We start from the raw sequence: 18,485 nt of genomic DNA on the forward strand, positions 1-18,485 counted from the left end.
TCAGTTCGTCGCCGACGGAACGCCATCGACATAACGCTCAAGAAGGCTGTCGATCGCGGCCTGCAGATGACGACAGGCCCTATCTTCCTCGGCCTCTTCGAGCGCCTTTATCGCCTGCCGCATCAGGACAAGCGCCAGCGCGCGCCGGATCTCCGGGTCATTTCTCAGATGGTCGATCGCCTCCGATCCTTCTGCCTTTCGCGATGCCATCTCCGGCGGACAAGACTCCACCTTCTGCCCACACTTGCTCATCCCACGCTCCCCGGATGCGCAAGGGCCAAACCCTTGCCGAAACTCCCGCGCTCTGGGCGCGGGAGCCGGGGCTGGTAACACGTCGAGACATGCGCCTACGCTTTTAGCACCGAGGCACCTGGACATATGCGCAGGCACCCCGGCGTGAAACCACACCGAGCTGCCTTTCTCGACGGGATTACCAGTCCCGGCGCCACGGCCTTGGTGGCGCAAGCGCTCGCCTATCACAGAGATGGAACGACACCAAGTTGCCTCTGTGCGAGCCGCTCCTCGCGGTGCCATGCGATCCATCCGAAATGCCCACACGGCACTCGGGGGCAAAGCCAAACCACTCTCACATCTCGGCATCAGACCGGGCTTCATCGCCACAGCATGACGCTGGGTGTCCCTCGGCCGTCAAGGATCAGCGGTCCCCCCAATTTTGCCGCCGCTTCGCTGCGCTACCCGGCAACAAAATCGGTTCCCCCGCTGCCCGCTCCGCGGCGGCCATGCCGTCCCTGACCGCCTCAACACCGCGTCCCGATGCGCCCATCCTCATCGATGAGAGATGGGGAGCACGGCATCATTCTGATGGAGGCTCTTATGGACAATCTTTCCGACGATCTCCGGGCACTGTTCAACGCTGCGATCTGCCCGTACTGCGCGACGCTCTACGATCCTGAGCATTATGACGAGGTCGATGACTGCGCCCGCTGTTCGAACTGCGGCAGGGCATACCAGGTCGCCGCCGAACACCACCCGCAACAGCCGCACATTCCGCCGGATGACCCGCTGTCCGCAGCCGCCCAATCGGATAGTCTGGCGCAGTTTCGGAAGGAGGCGGACCGCGTCTCGAAAGCGATGATGCGCCAGACCGCCGGCGGCAGCTACGAGATGTATGCGCGCTGGTTCACCGAAGCGCTGGAGCCCACCATCGACAAGCTCGATCCGGCGCTCCGGTCACAGGCAATCGCGATCGCCACCGAGCTTGGCTTTATCGACGATCCCGAGGTCATGGCCGCTGGTTTCGGACCAGGCCTCTGCCCGATCAGCGGCATCGACGAGAACTACTGCCACTGCGGTCGTCATCCCTGACGGCATCCGGGACCGGGCCTCGTGCTCGGTCCCATTTCTTTTGCCGCTGGCATCAAGTCCCGGCTCGCTCGCGGCCGCGCGGACCCGTCGGTCCGCACGCCGCTACGCCTTGCCGTGGTCTCCCGACGAGAGGAAACATCTCTCACAGACTTCCCATTATGTCGGACGCCCGAGACCGCCTCAAGGACGGCGGGGCCCCACCATTTTCTTCGGCGGATCAGGCGCTGCGCTTCTCCTTCGGCGTGCGCGGCCGCCGAAGAAAATCGTGACCCCCACCGCCGCTTCGCGGTCGCTTCGCGATCCTTGACCCGGCCTCGGCCGCCCGACGCGCCGCTCCTGTCATTCAAGACAGACAGGAGCCTATCATGCAGATGATCTCGACCAGCGCCGCCGCCGACAACGCCGCCTTCTTCGCCGCCATCGCGAATGCGACAAGCCGCGCGCGTCACAGCTACTTCGACCAGCATGTCGTGGCGGACGAGGAGGCCGGCTACATCACCATCGACGAGGGGGATTACGGCGCGCTGCCGATGACGATCATCGACCGGATCGTCCACAGCGTGCCGGCCGGACGGCTTGACGAATTCTGAGACAGACGGGGAGGGGCGCGGGCGCCTCTCCCCCTTTTTTATGTGGCGATGTTACGGGCATGAGGGGCATCGAGCCCCCCCCTGCCCGTGCCGCGACAAGGGTCGCGGCGGGGGCTGCTCAGGCCCTCAGCCGCTTTTCCACTTCCTCGATTCCCAGCGACTTTATGCGGGCGACCAGCCCACTCAATCGCTTGCCGTCGAGCTTGAGAAGACCGGTCTTCTCGATCGCCTGTATCGCGGCCTCGCGTTCCTTCTCTTCCAGTCGTTGCCGCCGCTCTTCCAGCTTGCGGCCTTCTTCTTCAAGCGCGGCTCTTTCCTGTTCCAATGTGCGTGCCATGATGGGCCTCTTGGTTCACGCTGATCGGGCTATGAACGCTCCTACTATAGGCGCTCATCGAGCCTGCCGAAAGCGCTGATATGCACCTGCGATCGCGTGGTCCATCAATCGCCAGCCGGCATTCCGTTCCGTCCACAGGCCGGCTCAGTGCCCCGCCGGAAGCGCTATCCCCCCCACATCGATCGCGTCACAAGACGCCCCGGAGACTGGATCAATCCTGCTACAGATTAGCACACCGAACGCACCACGGTGCAGGAAAACGGGCAGCCTATTCAGCGACTTAAGCAGCTTGGAGGCTGTGTGCTCCTGTGGGACATTCCCGGCGCCTCCTTTAGAATAGCGAAAACTGGGGTTTTGCTGTGTTCGGGCCGAACACGGGCCAGGCGGAGCACGCAACATTCTTGCCGCGTCCGAGCATCTGCGCTATAGATCGGCCCGGTTTCTGAGACCCCACCAGCCTCCCTGCTAGGAGGCTCGGTTTGACCACCCCCAACAAGCATTGCACGGTCCGCATCGACCGGAGCAAATATGACCGTCTCGTCGCGCTTGCTGCTGAACGAGGCTGCACGCCAACGGATCTGCTGCGCCTTGCCGTCGACAGCTTCCTGTCGGCCAGCCACTTGCTATCATCGAGCCAGCGCCGGATCGCCCGGATCAGCGAATTCCAGCAACTCGCGCTCGACATCATCATTCGCGAGCAGTTTCCCGAATATCGCGACCGCATCATCGCCGAGACCGACAAGCGCCTGGAGCAGTACCATGGCGCGTGAAGACATCCGCTCCGACGGCCGCGCGATCCCCCTCACGCACCACAGCGCGCGCGGCAACGTGCAGCGCAACGCCGGCAATTTCACGCGCGGCTCGCAGCTCATCACCCATGAAATGCTCATGTGGTTCTCGGGCGCCCGGCTGCCCCTCATCCTCTGGTTCGTCGCCTTCCTTCTCGCCTGGTTCGCGATACTCTCGATCAAGCTCGACGAGCACGGCTTCCAGCTCGTTTGCATGAAGGTCTTTTCTGCGCTCTGGGACTGGGTCGACTTCGACCCGAACAAGCGCGTCAACGTGACGCTGCCGAGCGGCGAAATCACTCGCACCGTCATGGCCGCGGTCCCCTACATTCCCGAGGTCATCAAGGCCTGGTCCGTTGCCATGCGCGGTCTAGCCGGCGCTTTTCTCATCTCGATCTTGGTCACCATTCCGGTCGCGATCTGGTTCGTCGATCTCTCGCATCGGCGTGGCCGTTCGATCCTGCAGGAACGGCACGAACGGGGAGCGATGCTGGTCGATCGTTCCATCCTGCAATCGGAGATCAGCGAGCATAACCGCGCGAAGTTCGAAGAGGACGCAAGATCGCTATTTCCCGGCATGTCATCCCGGCAGGTGTTGGCGCTGCCGTTCCGCGTTCGAAAGGAAGCGGGGATCCACCATCCCTACACCCTTGCCGGTGTCCCCTATCCGCACCGAACCGAGCAGTCTCACACCATGCTCATCGGCACCACCGGCTCGGGCAAGACTACCGAGCTCCGGAGCCTCGTTGCGCAGATGCGCGAGCGCCAGGACAGCGCAGTGATCTTCGATCTCACGGGCGCCTATGTCGAAACCTTCTACGATCCCTCGCGCGACACGATCCTCAACCCCATGGACGCGCGGTGCCCGGCCTGGTCGATCTTCAACGACTGCCGAACCCATAGCGAGTTCACCGCCGCGGCTGCCGCCTTGATCCCATCCGATGGCGGCTCGTCCGAGCCCTTCTGGGCGCTCGCGGCGCGCACCCTGTTCATCGAGATGTGCATTCGGCTTCAGGAGCGCGGCCAGACCTCCAATCTCGCCCTTTCGGAGAACCTGATGACGGCCGACCTGAAGCGCGTCCACCGCTTCCTCGCCAACACCATTGCCGACCCACTGACCGCGCCCGAAGCGGCCCGCATGGCCGAGTCCATTCGCGCGGTGTTCAACACCAATGCGCAGGCGCTTCGCTTCCTTCCGGACGAAGGCGAACCCTTTTCCATCCGCGAGTGGATTTGCCGGGAAAAGAAGCCCGGTTCGATCCTGTTCGTGACGTCGCATTATGTCGATCTGCCGATGAACCGGGCGCTGCTCACGCTCTGGATGGACCTTTGCATCACCCGGCTCATGACCCTGCCGCGCACCCGGCATTTGCGCACCTGGTTCATGTTCGACGAGCTCGGCGCATTGCATCGGCTGCCAGCGATCGAGAACGGCCTGCAGACCGCCCGGGCGTTCGGCGGCGCCATGATCCTCGGCATTCACAGCTTCGAGAAGCTGGTCGAGGTTTACGGCGAGCAGGGCGCGCGCAATCTCGCGTCGCTCGCCCGCTCCAAACTGATCCTCGCGACCGCCGATCTCGATACCGCCGAGCAATGCGCGCGCTACATCGGCAATCGCGAAGTCCGGCAAATGGACGAGGCCTATAGCTACGGCTACAACAACACGCGCGACGCCTCGACGCTGACCCCGCGCAAGCAGGTCGAGCCGCTGGTCATAGCCGACGACATCACCAATCTGCCCTCGCTTCACGGCTTCGTGAAGTTCCCCGACGGCTTTCCTGCGGCCCGTATCCAGCTCGTCTGGAAAGACCATCCACAGGTCGCCGAAGGCTTCCTGCCGCGACCCGATGTTCAACCGGTGCGATCAAAGCGCGGAGAGGAGGTGTTCGAGGAAGGCGAGGGGAGCGAGGCCGGCGGGCGGGACGGGGCGGGGCAGGTGATCGAGGAGGTCGCCGAAACCGGCAATCTCGCCAAGGATCTCGCCGCCCGCATCCTGTCCGCCGAGGTCGAGCAGGAGGAGGATGCCACGCGCCGGACGGCCGAGCGATCCGACGATCGCGGTGACCATTCCGCTTCCCAAGACCATGCCGCGGACAAGGCGCAGGCGGCGCGCTCGGCGCAGGAGGGACAGCCGGCACACCCCGACCGTGAGGATCGCCGCGAGAATAGGAGCGATGCCGCGCGCGCGCCGCAGGTCGAGGATCTGACGCTCGTCGAACTGCGTCAGGCCTTTCATCCCGGCCGTGGCGCCGATGACGTGGACATGGGCATCTGATCGATGCTGTCGGTCGCCGCCGTCCGTTCCGCCTCCGGCGCCGCGAACTATTTCGCGAAGGATGATTACTACACCGTCGAGGGCTCCTCCGAGGCGACCACCTGGGCAGGGGAGGGGGCCGAGGATATTGGCTTGGCCGGCGAGGTTTCCAGGGATGCGTTCGAAGCGATTCTGAACGGGATCCTGCCCAGCGGCGAAGCGGTCGCCCAGGTCGAAAATCGCCGGGCCGGTTATGATCTCACCTTCTCGATGCCGAAGTCCGCCTCGGTCATGGCCTACGTCGCCGGTGACAAGCGCGTGCTCGCCGCCAATATGGCAGCGGTTCAGAAGACCATGGCCTGGGTCGAGAAGAACCTTGCCGAAGGTCGCCGAGATGTGGAGGGTCGCAAGGTGCCGGTGCAGACCGGCAATCTCGTCTATGCCCTCTTCCAGCACGACACCAGCCGCGCGCTCGATCCGCAGGCGCACATCCATGCGGTCATCGCCAATCTCACCCGCATGCCGGACGGCAAATGGCAGGCGCTCCACGCCGACAAGATCTGGAGCCACAACAGCATCATCGGCTCGATCTACCACGCCCATCTGCGCGAGGGGCTGGAGAAGCTCGGTTATCAGGTCGATCTCAAGGGGAAGCACGGCACCTTCGAGATCTCCGGCGTGCCCAAGGCGGTCATCGGCGAGTTCAGCCAGCGCCGCGAGCAGATCCTCGAGCGCGCGACCAAACTCGGCATCACGTCGCCCGAGGGCCTGCGCGAAATCACCAAGCGCTCGCGCGATCCCAAGCTCAATGTCGAAGATCGCGATGCGCTGAAGCAGAGCTGGATCGATCGCGCCGACGCGCTCGGCTTCGACGGCAGGCTCCTGATCGGAGCGGCGGAAGCGCGCGCAGGGCGCATTCAAGGTACGAGCGCGCTTGGACAAGGTTACCGGGCCATCACCGCAGCGATCGAATCCGCCGGCGCTCGTCTTGCCGGTCTGCTGCGCCCGCATGATCCGCTGGTCGACCACGCCCTTGCGCGTGCCGTGCGCTCGCCCGCCGAAGCGCGAGCACAGCTCGCGGTCGCTTCGGCGGTGCGCATCCTCTCAGAGCGCGAGGCTGCCTATCCGGTCCACCTGCTGGCCAAGACGGCGCTCGATCTCGGCCTCAAAGGCGTGGCGATCGAGAGCATCGAGCGCCGCATCGGCCAGCTCGTGCAGGCCGAGCGGCTCATCCCAGGCATCGCCACATCCGCGGACAAGACCGGCCGGATGGTCACCACGCCCGAAGCGCTGCGCACCGAGGAATCCATCCTTGCCGCGGTGGAGCACGGGCGCGGGCAAGCAATCCCGATCGTGCCCGCAGACGCTGCGCCGACCCGGCTGCAGGGCGCGGCCGAACGCCCGCTCAATCCGGGCCAGCTTGCCGCGGCGACGATGATCCTGAGCTCAAGCGACCGAACCGTGACCGTCCAGGGGGTCGCCGGCGCCGGTAAGTCCACGATGCTGCAAGCGGTGGCGCGGGTCGCGCAGGCGGAGGGGCGTACGCTGACGGGACTCGCCTTCCAGAACAAGATGGTCGCCGACCTGCGCGACGGCGCAGGAATAGATGCGCAGACCATCGCCTCGTTCGTGCTCGCCAACGAACGCTTCGTGCATCAACCCACAACCGAGCACTACGCAGCAGCCCGTGAAAAGCTCGCCGGCACCATGCTGGTAGTCGACGAGACCTCGATGGTCTCCTCGGACGACATGCTGAAGCTGCATCAGATCAGCGCCGTGCTGGGGATCGACAAGCTGGTGCTGGTGGGAGACCGCCAGCAACTCTCCTCCATCGATGCCGGCAAGGCCTTCGCCATGATTCAGGCGGGCGGCGGCACGATTGCGCGCATGGACGAGAACATCCGGCAGCGCACCGACGAACTACGCACCGTCGCTGCGCTCGCTAATATCGGCAAGGCGGGCGCGGCGCTCAAGGTGCTGGGCGACCGCGTCGTCGAAGCCACCAATCCCGCCGCTGCAGCCGCCAACATGTGGCTGGCATTGAGCGACAGCGAGCGGGACGCGACGGCCGTGTTTGCCTCGGGGCGCGAGACGCGCGCGACGATCAACTCGGCTATCCAGCAGGGCCTGCTCGCGCAGGGCAGCGTGAAGGGTGAGGCGATCCGCCTCACCGTCTACGACCGCGTCAACACGGCCCGCGAGGAACTGCGCTATGCTTCGACCTATCGGCCGGGCCAGACGCTCGAGATCGGCCGCGGCGGGGCGCGGGATGCCGGCCTCGCCGCTGGCCGTTACGAAATCGTCAAAGTGCATGGCAACGGCAAGGTCGAGCTCGCCGACGGCCGGAGGAAGGTTCGCTTCGATCCGCAGAAGCTCTCGCCGACCGAAAAGCGCGACCGGCTACAGCTTTCCGAAAAGAAGGAGCTGCAGCTGCGCGAAGGAGACCGCATCCGGTGGACGGCGAACGACAAGGAACGCGGACTCCTAAATGCCGCGCTCGCCCGCGTGGTCGGTATCGATGCAGCCGGCGTGACGGTGGAAGCGGCCGACAAGAGCCGCCACACGCTCAATCTGGGCGATCCGATGCTGTCGCGGCTCGACCTTGCCTACAGCCTCAACATGCACATGGCCCAGGGGATCACGACCGACAAGGCGATCACCGTGATGTCCTCGCAGGAGCGCCAACTCTCCAACCAGCGGCTGTTCAATGTCGGCGTCACGCGCGTGCGCGATCAGCTCACCATGGTCGTCGACGACAGGGACAAGCTTTCGCGCCAACTCGACTTGAACCCGGGCGACAAGACATCCGCGCTCGAAACGCTCGGCCGGCTCGACATCGACGGAAGGAAAGGGCCGGGTCCGCGCGACAAATCCGATCCCGGGCCGATTGACGGAGTCGACGTCTCCGACCTGCCGCCCCTCCCGGCGGACCTGCCACCCTTTGCTGACGGTGCGGGGCCGGCACAGCGCGCGCCTGGCGCCAAGCCGCCAGACCTTGATCCCGAACGCGGCGACGTGTTGCCGCCGCTGCCCGAGCGCAGTCTCGGACTGGACTTGTGACGAGATGCCGTCGGCATGGCGCCGCGGTCAAGCAGAGGAGAAGCAAAGATGGGCTGGGAATTCGAGGAGGCCGGCAAGTTCGGCAGCGAGAAGGCGGCGGACGACTATGCGCGCCGCAACAATCTCGACCCACGCGATGTCCAGATCCACCGCAAGGGCGAGGAGGTGGAGCTCAGCATCCACCGCTCCGCGCTCAACCGGCGCGGCCTGCGCGACAATGGCGAAGGGCGCCGGGACGGCTGGGGCTAAGGAGGGCATCATGAATCCCATGGACATCTTCGAGCGCCTGACCGGCGCACTTGTGCCGGTGCTTATCCTCGCAGGATCATTGGCCATCCTGCTTGCCTTGCTGCGCGGCTTGCCGAATATCTTCGGACCGCCCAGTCCTGTCGCCAAGCCGTTCATGACGCGGCGCGAACACGCGGTTTTGGCCGCTCTTGAACAGATCCTGCCGATGTACCGTATTCACGCGCAGGTGGCGATGGGCGCCCTGCTCAAGGCGCCAGCGCATCCTGGGCGACGGGCGAGCCCTGCCGACCGCAATGCATTCTCGCAGAAGATCGTCGATTTCGTGATCGAGGATCCAACGACCGGAAAGGTGGTCGCGCTCGTCGAGGTCGACGACCATAGCCACAATCGAGCAAGGGACCGGGTGAGGGACGCGATGACCTCTGCCGCCGGTTATCGCACGTTCCGCGTTCCCGCGTCTGCCCGCCCAACCTTAACGGGTGTCCTCGGCGTGGTCGGGCGCTTGCGCGACGAGGCGGCACAGGCCGTGATCGGAGGATAGGCAGGTCATGGGCATCGACGACAGGGACTATATGCGCGAGCGCCACCGCGCCCGCGCCGGAGCAACCAACTGGAACGATCGTGCCGGACGGGTCGAGGGAGCCTGGTTCGATCCCGTCAATCGCGGCCGTGACGGCCTGAAAGGACGGTTTCGAGCGGGCATGGGTGTTCGACAGAGTCGGCGTCAGCTCTTAATCTACGGCTTGAGCGTCCTTCTGACCGTCATCCCGCTCTATGGGATGGCGCAGCGCGATGGTCTCATTCCTGATTTGAGGCCAGGCGTGTCTTTCCCGGAGACGGGGTCGGTCACGATCTCAAAGGCGATCGACCGGCGCTCGATAACCAGCGCGCTGACGATCGTGGCCAGTCACGCCAATGCCGTCGTGCAGCTGTTCGATCCCGCGACCGAACGCCACCTCATGTCGATCTATGTCGCCGCAAATCACCGCATCAAGGTGCCCGTCCCCGAAGGAACCTACCGCATGAAGCTGGTCGAGGGGCAGAAATGGCATGGGACTCGCAAGTTCTTCGGGCCCAATACCTCTTTTAGGACCGTTGCCGATCTCATGACCTTCACGCGATCGTCTGGTCAGCTGATCAACTTGCGACGCCGCCCGGACGGCAACATGCCGACCCGTCCGGACTGGTTCGGCCCCGAACCGCTGTGAAGGCAAGGCGTGTCGAGCGCTTTCCGGCGCCGACGCGTGATCGGCGCCGCCTGTTGCGTTTATGCCGACGCGTCGGCCTCATCTGCCTGCTCGGCGCAGCTGATGCAGAAGCGACAGGCCGGGAGAGCTTCGAGCCGCTTGGGCGCGATCTCCTCGCCGCACGCCGTGCACAGGCCGTATGTTCCGGTGTCGAGGCGCACGAGCGCCTCTTCGATCAATTCGATTTCCGCGAGCGCGGCCGCCTCGACAGCATCCAGAACCTCATCGTCTTCCCGATCGACTGCCTGCTCCCCGAAATCATCATCGAGCGGCTGGCGAAGGTCGTCCTCCAATCGCTCGACCCTGGCGCGCAGTTCCTCAAGCCGAGCAGTGAGGGTTTCGCGTACGGCTGAGGGCACTGGCATCAGGCGGCCTTCTTCTCGAGAATCATGGTCGAGACCTGATCCAGCATCTGGAGCCTGCGCTTCTTGAGGTCCTCGAGCCGCTGGTCGGAGGCCGCTTCGATGCCATGCTCGATGCGATGGATCTCTTGCGCGACCGCGTGGTAGCGCTCCGACAGCTCACGGAATGCGGTACTCTCCACCTTCAGGGTGTGCAGCACATCGTGATGCTGTGGAAACTCGGCGTGCAGGTCATGCCCGTTTTCGCTCATCTTCAGCCCTTCTTCATTGTTGCCGATGGCAGATTGCAGAGCTGCCCGGCCTTTGTCCTTACGGGATATCCCGCAGTATGCCGCCGCGACGCGGACTGGCCGTGCCAGACGAAAAGTAGCCGCTCCTAGTGCGCTAGCAGCGACCAGACGAGTTGTGTTCCGAGCACGAGGCTCAACATGCCGAGACCGACACTGGCGCGGATATGCGCCTCGCTGAGCGCCGTGCGTCGCGCATGATCGATCTTGAGCGTTCGAGTTTGCATGTCCTTCCTCCATCGTGTGCGGCAGTATTGGCATTGTGCGGGCCGCAGCCCCTATTGGGAATATTACGGAAGTGCCCGTGGGGTGCTCAAAGGGGAGCTGCTCGCTGCATCCTGCAAAGAAGAAGCGGTGGCGTTTTGGACCAGTGCCTTGCTGGCACAGCCATCCGTGGTTCAGAAAGCCCCCAAGGCGCTTTTCGGCGGGAACCGAGGACGTCAGTTGTCATTCCATTGGCATGATCTGTCGGATGATCACGGCCGCAGCGCTGCTCCTTCTCGCCGCCTGCAAGCAGGAATCGGATCCCTTGCCGGAATATCGGCCGGCTGAAGCGGGGACCGTGGATCATGCGTTATGCTTGCTGGGTTTCACCGCCGTTGCCGTCCGAACGGTCAGCACGGGCCATCAGTTGGTACAGGTAAGCATTAACGGGAAAAGCGGCAGCTTTGTCCTCGACACCGGTGCCAACTTGACGGTCGTCAACCAGGGGCAGGCTGAACGGTTCGGCCTTTCTGGCCAGAGCGGCATCGCCGGGCTCGGTGCATCGATCCGGGCGCCGGCCGGAGAACGCGCGCAGCTGGCCAAGGTTGAGCGGCTTCAAATCGGCTCCATCGCCATCCGACAAGAGCGCGTTATGATCGCGAACCTCGATTCGCTCCTCGACGTGCTCGGGCGGGCCACGGGAGAGACGGTGTCGGGCATCATCGGCCAGGATGTGCTCGACGAACACCGCGCGATCATCGATGTCGCGCGCCCGATGCTCTACCTTATGAAGGAGGACAGAGAGCCCGCGCCGGTTGCCGCAGAAACCTGCCAGAGCCCCGCGCAGCAGCAAGGGACGAAGACATGACGATCGCGAAAAGTGGGTGATCCGATCGCGTGGTTGGGCATTCTTCCGGACAGGGGCCGACCGCCAGGTGCCCCGCCGGGGCACTCCGGCCGCGAGAATCTTCGCCCGCATTTCCCACGTGACAACCTTCTCGGCGGGCGAACCGAACGGCAGGTCGGTGACCGGCCATGCGACCAGCTAGCCGGGCATATGGCGGCTCCAGAAACTGCCTAAGCAACAAGCGCGGCGCATAGCCTCACTGGTCGGGCGTCGCTTCCCCGACCGGAACATTGGTCATCGGCGTCGTCGGCAGCGTCACGGGCACGGCGGGCTCGGTCGGGTTGGCTGCGACCCACTCGCTCGAGGGAGCGGTCGGTTCGGCCGACACCGCCGCCTCGTCCGCTTCGCGAGTGCCATCCCCGCAAGCCGCGAGCGACAAGAATGGCACAAGCAGGGCGATGCGAAACGGAACGAAAGGCGCGACGAGCGACATGGAAACGACTCCGTGATGACGACGTTCAGGCCGTCAAGGCTATGCCTGCGCTGCGGACTTGACAACCGTCGGGGGCATGCGTCCTTCCGCTGAGCACGCGGTGCGAAGCCGGCCGCGTGGCAGACATTTCCGCGGCTGCGAAGCTCAGTCTCGAGGGTTGGCGCAATGGCGCGAAGTAAGTGTGAAGCACGTGGAGGATTCGGGGATGGACCGCCCCTCCTTGTTATGCAGCCGTGTTCACTCGATGGGGCGACGACTGTCGAGCAGATCTTCGTCTATCATGTCTGCGCGCTCATCGTCTACCAGCCTGGCGATGTGTTGATCGGCTGAAGCATCGGGTGCCGTGGGCGCCGCTGTCTCGGCAGTGGCGCGCTTCGAACGGGTTTGCTCCTTCGCGGAACCGACCGACTTGAGAGGGAGCGGCGCGGTCTCGTCAAACCGCAGACGATAGATCGGCTCGGGAAGGGCGAAGCCCGCCTGCTCCAGAGCATTCTTGACCGCTTGTAGCGCGAAGCTCCGGCCGCGCAGGAAGTCGGTACGTCTCTGATCGACCCATCCGAAGAACCGCAGGACGATGTTTGAATCGCCGACCTCGTGAATGACAGCGGTCGCGCAGGGCGTGTCCAGCACGAAGTCGAGCTCTTGCATAGCGTTCAAGCCGGTGGACATGCCCCTGACCGGATCGTCCGCCGCATCGATGCCCAGGTCGAATTCGAAGCGACGTTCGGGATTGCGCGTATAATTGAGAATGACAGCCTTAAAGACGGTGGAATTGGGGATGCGAAGGTGGTTGCCATCCAAGGTTACCAGGATCGTCGCGCGGCTGGTCAGCCGCACGACCCGGCCTTCGTTTCCTTCGATGACGACATGATCGTTGGCGCGGAACGGCTGGCGCAAGCTGAGCATGAGACTGGAGACGTAGTTGTCGACCGTGTCGCGGACGGCGAAACCTACAGCGATACCGAGCACTCCGGCACCGCCGAGGACCGCGCCCAGCAGCGCCGTAGCCCCGAGCAGTTCCAATCCGGCGATGATGCCCAGGATGATGAAAACGAAGCGGACCAAGCTAGCGATTAGGTCGGCAAGGAATGCATTGGGCGTGATCTTCCGCCAAAGGCCGTGGAACGAGGCCAGGATATGGCCAGCAAAGCCGATGATCACCGCAAGCCCCAGCGCGATGGCAATCAGCGGCAGCGCACGCAGGAAGCCGCGCATGACCTCACCAAAATTCCCCAGAGCGGGAGCAAGGTTGGTCTCGACCTGGAGATCGCGCTCAAGATCGTTTTCGACCGTCACGACTCCGGCAACGCGTGCGGCGATCGCTTCGGCTCGTTCTATGTCCTTGGGCGTAGGTACCGTACCCGACAGGGTCACCACGCCGGCAGAGACGCGCGCCCGCACCTGCGTCAGAGCATCGATCTGCGCGAAAATGCTGGTGATCCGCCTCGCGATATCCGCGTCCGCGGTATCCTCCGTCCGAAGCTCGATTCCGCTCGAAGCGGCCGGTTCTGAAGTGGCCCGACTCTCTTCAACGGTGGCGTTCTCTTGGGCGAGGGCTGATGGAACCGACAGCATCATCAAAATGCCGAAAGCCACGCGCGCTGCGAAATTGCATCGACGGTATCCAAGATCTGTCAGGGTCGATTGCACGACGTTCCTTTGCTTCTCATCGACCAAGCTTGACTCCCCTTGCGCTCGACAAGCGGCGCGCGCTTGATGACACCTTCCGTCAGATCGCTCGTGCAACCACGGGTCAGTGCAGCGGAAGGCGTCAGATCAGAACGAAACCGCTTCCCCAAACCACCGTCTGCTTGACTGAACGCCGCAGCCGCATGATTGCTCCGTGACAGGCGATCGTCCGGTGGGGGCTCACGGCTGCGCACGATCGGGTGCCCGCGGTGAACCGGATCCGCGACCGTGTAAGAGCGATCACGGCGCTGGAGGCCGACAGCGCTAGGTGCTGACCATCGTGCAGCTCTGCCGGCGCAGGCAGCCGCGATACCTCTCTGGCACGGTTGACGAACCATTCAGGCACTTCCGAACCCCGCCGGATGGAGACTCATCGAGCTCAGGCTGAGGGTCGTCTTTGATCCTCGGCTGCATGCCTCAAAACGAAGGGCTGGCAGCTAGGGGCAGATGGCACGAAGAGCTGCGAGATAGATCGACTTTCTGGCAGCGTTTCTGTATCCTGCGGCGACGGCTCTGCTTGGAGGGTACAGGTGGCGCAAATCCTGACGACGCTTGTTGAAGATGGTGCAAAGCTTGCACTTGAGATCAAACGCGATGGCATCCTTCTGGCTCAAGCCATGCTGGACCGAAGTGAGCTGGACCAGCTGATCGCGATCCTGCAAGAACAGCGCGATCAAATGCCGCATTCCGAAAAAACATCTTAACGGAGCGGGCGAGCGTTCATCCGCTTGTAATCCGCTCGTCTGGTGAAACCGTTTTGCAATTGGTCGGGACCGCCGACGAGCGAACAGCCGTCAGCGCCAACCGCGCCCCGCTTCAACGCCGCCCCGCGATCGCAGCAAGTCGCCGACTGGCTTGCCCGCCAGCGTGCAGAAGCCGATCACCCGATCGTAGCTGCGCCGCCCGGCTCTGCAGACCAGGACTCGTCCCATGACAAGCTGAGCGAGCCGGCTTTTGGCCTGCGCGCCGCCACGTTCCTGAAGCTCGGGCGCGAAGAAATCGCCAAGCCGGACTTCTATCCAGCGGTCGGGACGACCCTCGGGTCCGAGACAAAGCCCGTCTCCGTCACCCACGTAGCGGACCTCTCCGCTGAAGACCGAGCCCCTGGCCGGCAGCGCGCCTTCGCATGGATCGGCCCGCGCCGGAGATACCCAGGCCAGGCTCAGAAATCCTGCTGCAAGGTATGGCAGGATTTTTCTTGCCCAGATGGTCGTGGACGTCAGCATGCAGTCAGCTCTAGCGCGTTGCCGGACTGGCGGCGAGAGGTCGCTACTCACCATACCGCAGCGCATCGGTCTCGAGTGGGCGGCAAGCCTTCGCCTGCTCTTGGGCGAGCAACCGGCTAAGTAGCTTTCCGCAATGCTTCAGGAACTCCCACCGGGCATGATCGTCATCGCTTGAGCCGCCCGTTCGGCAGCTTCATTCAGATTTCTTGAAGGGAGACACCATCATGAAGGGTTTCGTCGGCGATATCGAGGAGCTGACAGAGGAAAACACCGACTTCCGGCGCGTTCTCTATACCGGCCATAATCTGCAACTGGTGTTGATGTCGATCGAACCTGGCGAAGAGATCGGCGAGGAAGTGCACGATGATCGTGACCAGTTCTTTCGAATCGAGGCCGGAGAAGGCGAAATCCTGATCGACGGCGTGACCCACCGGGTCGAAGCGGACGATGGCATCGTCGTGCCGCAAGGCGCGCGCCACAACGTCAGGAGCGTGGGCAAGGAAGCGCTCAAGCTATATACGATCTATGGGCCGCCGGAGCATGTCGATGGGACGGTTCACGGGACCTGCGCGGACGCGCAAGCGGCTCACGAACATTTCGACGGCCGCACGACCGAATAGCAAGCGAGGCAAGTCGCTGAGTGGCGCGGCTGACGCGGCACTCACGACCTGCTCCGCAAGTTGGCGGGAGCGGGTCGCATGCTCCTGCGCGTCAGCAGCAGGAACTCACGTCCCCAAAGGATCGAACTCGCTGCGACCGCGCAGGTCAGCCAATCGAAGAGGCTCAGCGAAACGGTCGAGAATGCCGCCTGAAAGGGGCCAAGCTCCACCACGCAGAGTTGGAGCAGCAGCGACAGCGACAGGGCGAGCCAAAGCCACTTGTTGGAGAAGATCTGGCGGCTGAAAATGCTGTTGTCGTCCGCGTGCGTCGCGGCGGCGTTGAGGAGCTGGAAGAAAACGAGCGTGGTGAAGGCCATCGTCTGGGCATAGGCGATCGACCCGCTTCCTTCGATCACTCCGCCCGGCAGCGCGCCGTCGAATACCGCCAGGGTTCCCAGCGCCATGAGCGCTCCGGTCGCGCCGATCCTTGTCCACATGCCGGGCGTGACGACCTTTTCGGCGGGCGCACGGGGCGGCCGGTCCATGACGGACGGGTCGACGCGATCGAGGCCCAGCGCCAGCGCCGGCGCGCCGTCGGTGATCAGATTGATCCACAGGATATGCACTGCGAGCAGCGGCAACGCGAGTGTGTCCTGCGCATGGCCGGCAAGACCAATGATGCCAGACAGCAGGACGCCGAGAAACATCGTCATGACTTCGGCGATGTTCGAGGAGAGCAGATAGGACAGGAACTTGCGGATATTGGCAAAAATCGCGCGACCTTCCTCGACGGCGGCCACGATCGTCGCGAAATTGTCGTCGGCCAGCACGATGTCGGCGGCTTCCTTGGCGACATCGGTGCCGGTGATCCCCATGGCGATCCCGATGTCCGCCGTCTTGAGCGCAGGGGCGTCATTCACGCCGTCGCCGGTCATGCCGACGATATGTGCTTGTCGGCGCAGCGCCTCGACGATCCTGAGCTTATGTTCTGGCGCCACACGCGCAAAGATCGACGTCCTGAGGACAAGTTCATCAAGCTCGGCATCCCGCAACGCTCCGACTTGCCCTCCGGTCGCGACAGCACCGGCTGTGCCGATGCCGAGTTCGGCGCCGATTGCCCGCGCAGTTGCCGGATGGTCGCCGGTGATCATGATCACCCGGATTCCGGCACGATGCGCGGCTGTGACAGCAAGCCTGGCTTCCTCCCGTGGGGGATCCATGATTCCGACGAGTCCGAGGAAGACGAGGTCGCGTTCGATGTCGCATGTTGCGGCCTGCTCGCCATTGCCGGCGTCGTTGCGCCTGGCAAATCCCAAAGGGCGCAGCCCTTGTGCCGCAAGCTGCTCGACGGTTTCAAGGATGTCGCGCCGGCGATCCTCGGTCAGCCTGCTTTCCCGGTCCTCGACGAATTCGCGATCGCAAAGGGCAAGGAGCACATCCGGCGCGCCCTTGGTGAAGACGCATGTCTGGCGGCCAAGCTCCGATCCTTCGTGAACGGTGCTCATCAGCTTGCGGTCCGACGTGAAGGGCACCTCGCCAACTCGCGGCAGCCGGCTTTGCAGATCTTCATGCCGCAGACCCGCCTTGGCGGCAGCCACCAGCAGGGCTGCCTCGGTCGGGTCGCCCTTGATGATCCACTGGCCCGCGTCCTGCCGCAGTCCGGCATTGTTCGCGCAGCTGCCCGAGGCGAGCAAATCATCGACCTCATGGCGCAGCCCGCCGCTGATCGGTCGACCGTCACTCGTGAGGATCTCGCCCGAAGGCGCGTAGCCGACACCCGAGATCATCGCGGTCCCGCTGGCGGTGACGACCTGGCGGACCGTCATTTCATTGCGAGTGAGCGTGCCCGTTTTGTCAGTGGCGATCACATCCGCCGAACCCAACGTTTCAACTGCGGCAAGCGACCGCACGATCGCCTTGCGCTTCGCCATGCGCTGCACGCCGATCGATAGCACGACGGTCACGATCGCGGGCAGGCCTTCCGGAACGGCGGCGACCGCGAGAGCGACGCCGAGAATGAAGATCTCGAAGACTGCCGCCATTCCGGCGATCTCGCGCGTCAGAAAAAGCGTCGCGATCATGATCGCGGCGATCGCGAGGACCGCGATGCCCAGGAGCTTGCCTATCCGATCGAGCTCGAGTTGAAGCGGCGTGCGCGTCTCGCGGGTCGCGGCAAGCAGCCCGGCGATATTGCCGATCTCGGTTCGTGCCCCCGTTGCCGTCACGATCGCCCGGCCATGGCCGCTGGTCACCGCGGTGCCGCTGAAAAGCATGTTGGTGCGATCGGCAGGCTGAGCCGATGCAGGCAGGGCCTCGAGCGTTTTTGCGACGGGAAGACTCTCGCCGGTGAGCGGCGCTTCGGCGACCTGCAAACCGGCAAGTTCGAGCAGCCTTGCGTCGGCGGCGATGGTCTCGCCCTCTTCCACCGACAGAAGATCGCCGGGGACAAGCTCTTCGGCGGGCACCTGCACCAATCGTCCGTCCCGCACCACGCTAGCCGATTTGGCGGTCAACTGCCGTAGCGCTGCAGCCGCGCGGTCGGCACGTTCTTGCTGCACATAGCCCATGAGCGCGTTAAGGACGACGATCGCGAGAATGGCGAGCGCCTCGAAAGGGACAGGCGCGTCGCGCTCGAGCCACCATAGAACCGCGGAAATGGCCGCGGCGACGATGAGCAACAGCACGAGTCCGCTGGCGAACTGGGCGAGAAACTTCCTGTAGCCCGGGACGGGTTTGCGGCGTGCCAGTTCGTTAAGGCCGTAGAGGGCGAGCCGCTGGCGAGCCTCACTGCTGCTCAGCCCGCTCACGGCATCGGCTTCGACCGTCCTTACAATCGCTGCGACGTCTTGCGTGTGCGGCAGGCCTGTCGTCTTCGCAACTTCCATCGAATCTTCCCGATCATTCGTCCCAATCGCGACTAACGACCG

At 64.0% G+C, this 18,485-nt stretch carries 20 protein-coding genes; 11 read left to right on the forward strand and 9 right to left on the reverse strand.

Translation table 11 applies throughout. The features are described 5' to 3' along the window. Positions 1–210 (reverse strand): hypothetical protein, encoded by a 210-nt coding sequence (locus tag ACFQ24_RS01370; protein ID WP_185707871.1) that lies wholly within the window; start codon positions 208–210, stop codon positions 1–3. 624 nt (positions 211–834) lie between these two features. Between ACFQ24_RS01370 and ACFQ24_RS01375 the strand changes: the two genes are divergently transcribed. Together ACFQ24_RS01375 and ACFQ24_RS01380 are read left to right on the forward strand one after the other, a co-directional pair. Then, positions 835–1,326 (forward strand): hypothetical protein, encoded by a 492-nt coding sequence (locus ACFQ24_RS01375; RefSeq protein ID WP_279606775.1) that lies wholly within the window; start codon positions 835–837, stop codon positions 1,324–1,326. Positions 1,327–1,691: 365 nt separating this feature from the next. Next, a complete protein-coding gene (locus ACFQ24_RS01380) occupies positions 1,692–1,916 on the forward strand; it encodes a hypothetical protein (RefSeq protein WP_185707361.1) in 225 nt (74 codons plus the stop codon). A 118-nt stretch (positions 1,917–2,034) separates the two neighbouring features. Here ACFQ24_RS01380 and ACFQ24_RS01385 read toward each other — a convergent pair whose 3' ends face one another. Then, positions 2,035–2,253 (reverse strand): hypothetical protein, encoded by a 219-nt coding sequence (locus tag ACFQ24_RS01385; RefSeq protein ID WP_185707359.1) that lies wholly within the window; start codon positions 2,251–2,253, stop codon positions 2,035–2,037. Positions 2,254–2,732: 479 nt separating this feature from the next. Here ACFQ24_RS01385 and ACFQ24_RS01390 point away from each other — a divergent pair, with 479 nt between their 5' ends. The 6 genes from ACFQ24_RS01390 to ACFQ24_RS01415 are packed head-to-tail and all read left to right on the forward strand — an operon-like array spanning position 2,733 to position 9,812. Beyond that, a complete protein-coding gene (locus ACFQ24_RS01390; protein WP_185707357.1) occupies positions 2,733–3,023 on the forward strand; it encodes a hypothetical protein in 291 nt (96 codons plus the stop codon). Continuing rightward, positions 3,013–5,316: a type IV secretion system DNA-binding domain-containing protein gene (locus tag ACFQ24_RS01395; RefSeq protein ID WP_380908612.1), complete on the forward strand. Its 2,304-nt coding sequence runs from the start codon at positions 3,013–3,015 to the stop codon at positions 5,314–5,316. The genes ACFQ24_RS01390 and ACFQ24_RS01395 overlap by 11 nt, the downstream gene beginning before the upstream one ends. 3 nt (positions 5,317–5,319) lie before the next feature. Beyond that, positions 5,320–8,355, forward strand: a complete 3,036-nt coding sequence (mobF, locus tag ACFQ24_RS01400; RefSeq protein WP_185707353.1) for a MobF family relaxase — start codon at positions 5,320–5,322, stop codon at positions 8,353–8,355. A gap of 48 nt (positions 8,356–8,403) precedes the next feature. Continuing rightward, the gene (locus ACFQ24_RS01405) at positions 8,404–8,604 is read left to right on the forward strand and encodes a hypothetical protein (RefSeq protein ID WP_185707351.1); all 201 of its coding nucleotides are present in this window, start codon (positions 8,404–8,406) and stop codon (positions 8,602–8,604) included. A 19-nt stretch (positions 8,605–8,623) separates the two neighbouring features. Continuing rightward, entirely contained in the window at positions 8,624–9,145 is a 522-nt protein-coding gene (locus ACFQ24_RS01410) for a DUF2726 domain-containing protein (protein WP_380908634.1), read from the forward strand. Positions 9,146–9,152: 7 nt separating this feature from the next. Beyond that, complete coding sequence (locus ACFQ24_RS01415; RefSeq protein ID WP_185707347.1) at positions 9,153–9,812, forward strand: hypothetical protein; 660 nt, start codon at positions 9,153–9,155, stop codon at positions 9,810–9,812. Between the two features lie 59 nt (positions 9,813–9,871). Here ACFQ24_RS01415 and ACFQ24_RS01420 read toward each other — a convergent pair whose 3' ends face one another. From ACFQ24_RS01420 to ACFQ24_RS01430, 3 genes are all read right to left on the reverse strand, one after another. Then, positions 9,872–10,216: a TraR/DksA family transcriptional regulator gene (locus ACFQ24_RS01420; protein WP_185707346.1), complete on the reverse strand. Its 345-nt coding sequence runs from the start codon at positions 10,214–10,216 to the stop codon at positions 9,872–9,874. Beyond that, on the reverse strand, positions 10,216–10,464 hold the full coding sequence (locus tag ACFQ24_RS01425) for a YdcH family protein (RefSeq protein WP_185707344.1): 249 nt from the start codon (positions 10,462–10,464) through the stop codon (positions 10,216–10,218). Before ACFQ24_RS01425 ends, ACFQ24_RS01420 begins: the two co-directional genes overlap by 1 nt. Positions 10,465–10,589: 125 nt before the next feature. Continuing rightward, positions 10,590–10,727 (reverse strand): hypothetical protein, encoded by a 138-nt coding sequence (locus ACFQ24_RS01430; RefSeq protein ID WP_185707342.1) that lies wholly within the window; start codon positions 10,725–10,727, stop codon positions 10,590–10,592. 245 nt (positions 10,728–10,972) lie between these two features. On the opposite strand from ACFQ24_RS01430, the gene ACFQ24_RS01435 reads away from it, so the two are divergent. Beyond that, complete coding sequence (locus tag ACFQ24_RS01435; protein WP_185707340.1) at positions 10,973–11,572, forward strand: retropepsin-like aspartic protease family protein; 600 nt, start codon at positions 10,973–10,975, stop codon at positions 11,570–11,572. 235 nt (positions 11,573–11,807) lie between these two features. On the opposite strand, the gene ACFQ24_RS01440 is transcribed toward ACFQ24_RS01435, so the two are convergent. Both ACFQ24_RS01440 and ACFQ24_RS01445 read right to left on the reverse strand, forming a co-directional pair. After that, positions 11,808–12,044, reverse strand: a complete 237-nt coding sequence (locus ACFQ24_RS01440) for a hypothetical protein (protein WP_185707338.1) — start codon at positions 12,042–12,044, stop codon at positions 11,808–11,810. 237 nt (positions 12,045–12,281) lie between these two features. Further along, complete coding sequence (locus ACFQ24_RS01445; protein WP_380908616.1) at positions 12,282–13,721, reverse strand: mechanosensitive ion channel domain-containing protein; 1,440 nt, start codon at positions 13,719–13,721, stop codon at positions 12,282–12,284. Positions 13,722–14,263: 542 nt separating this feature from the next. On the opposite strand from ACFQ24_RS01445, the gene ACFQ24_RS01450 reads away from it, so the two are divergent. Then, positions 14,264–14,437 carry a hypothetical protein gene (locus tag ACFQ24_RS01450; RefSeq protein ID WP_185707336.1) on the forward strand — a complete coding sequence of 58 codons (174 nt, stop codon included), beginning with the start codon at positions 14,264–14,266 and terminating at the stop codon, positions 14,435–14,437. Between the two features lie 90 nt (positions 14,438–14,527). Here the strand turns inward: ACFQ24_RS01450 and ACFQ24_RS01455 are convergent, their stop codons facing one another. After that, on the reverse strand, positions 14,528–14,959 hold the full coding sequence (locus tag ACFQ24_RS01455; protein WP_185707334.1) for a nuclease: 432 nt from the start codon (positions 14,957–14,959) through the stop codon (positions 14,528–14,530). 224 nt (positions 14,960–15,183) lie between these two features. Between ACFQ24_RS01455 and ACFQ24_RS01460 the strand changes: the two genes are divergently transcribed. After that, positions 15,184–15,579 carry a cupin domain-containing protein gene (locus ACFQ24_RS01460; RefSeq protein WP_185707332.1) on the forward strand — a complete coding sequence of 132 codons (396 nt, stop codon included), beginning with the start codon at positions 15,184–15,186 and terminating at the stop codon, positions 15,577–15,579. 41 nt (positions 15,580–15,620) lie between these two features. Here the strand turns inward: ACFQ24_RS01460 and ACFQ24_RS01465 are convergent, their stop codons facing one another. Next, positions 15,621–18,443, reverse strand: a complete 2,823-nt coding sequence (locus tag ACFQ24_RS01465) for a cation-translocating P-type ATPase (RefSeq protein ID WP_380908619.1) — start codon at positions 18,441–18,443, stop codon at positions 15,621–15,623. Positions 18,444–18,485: the final 42 nt, after the last annotated feature.

The sequence above is a fragment of the Sphingobium olei genome (assembly GCF_042678845.1).
In the GTDB taxonomy this organism is placed as follows: Bacteria; Pseudomonadota; Alphaproteobacteria; order Sphingomonadales; family Sphingomonadaceae; genus Sphingobium; species Sphingobium olei.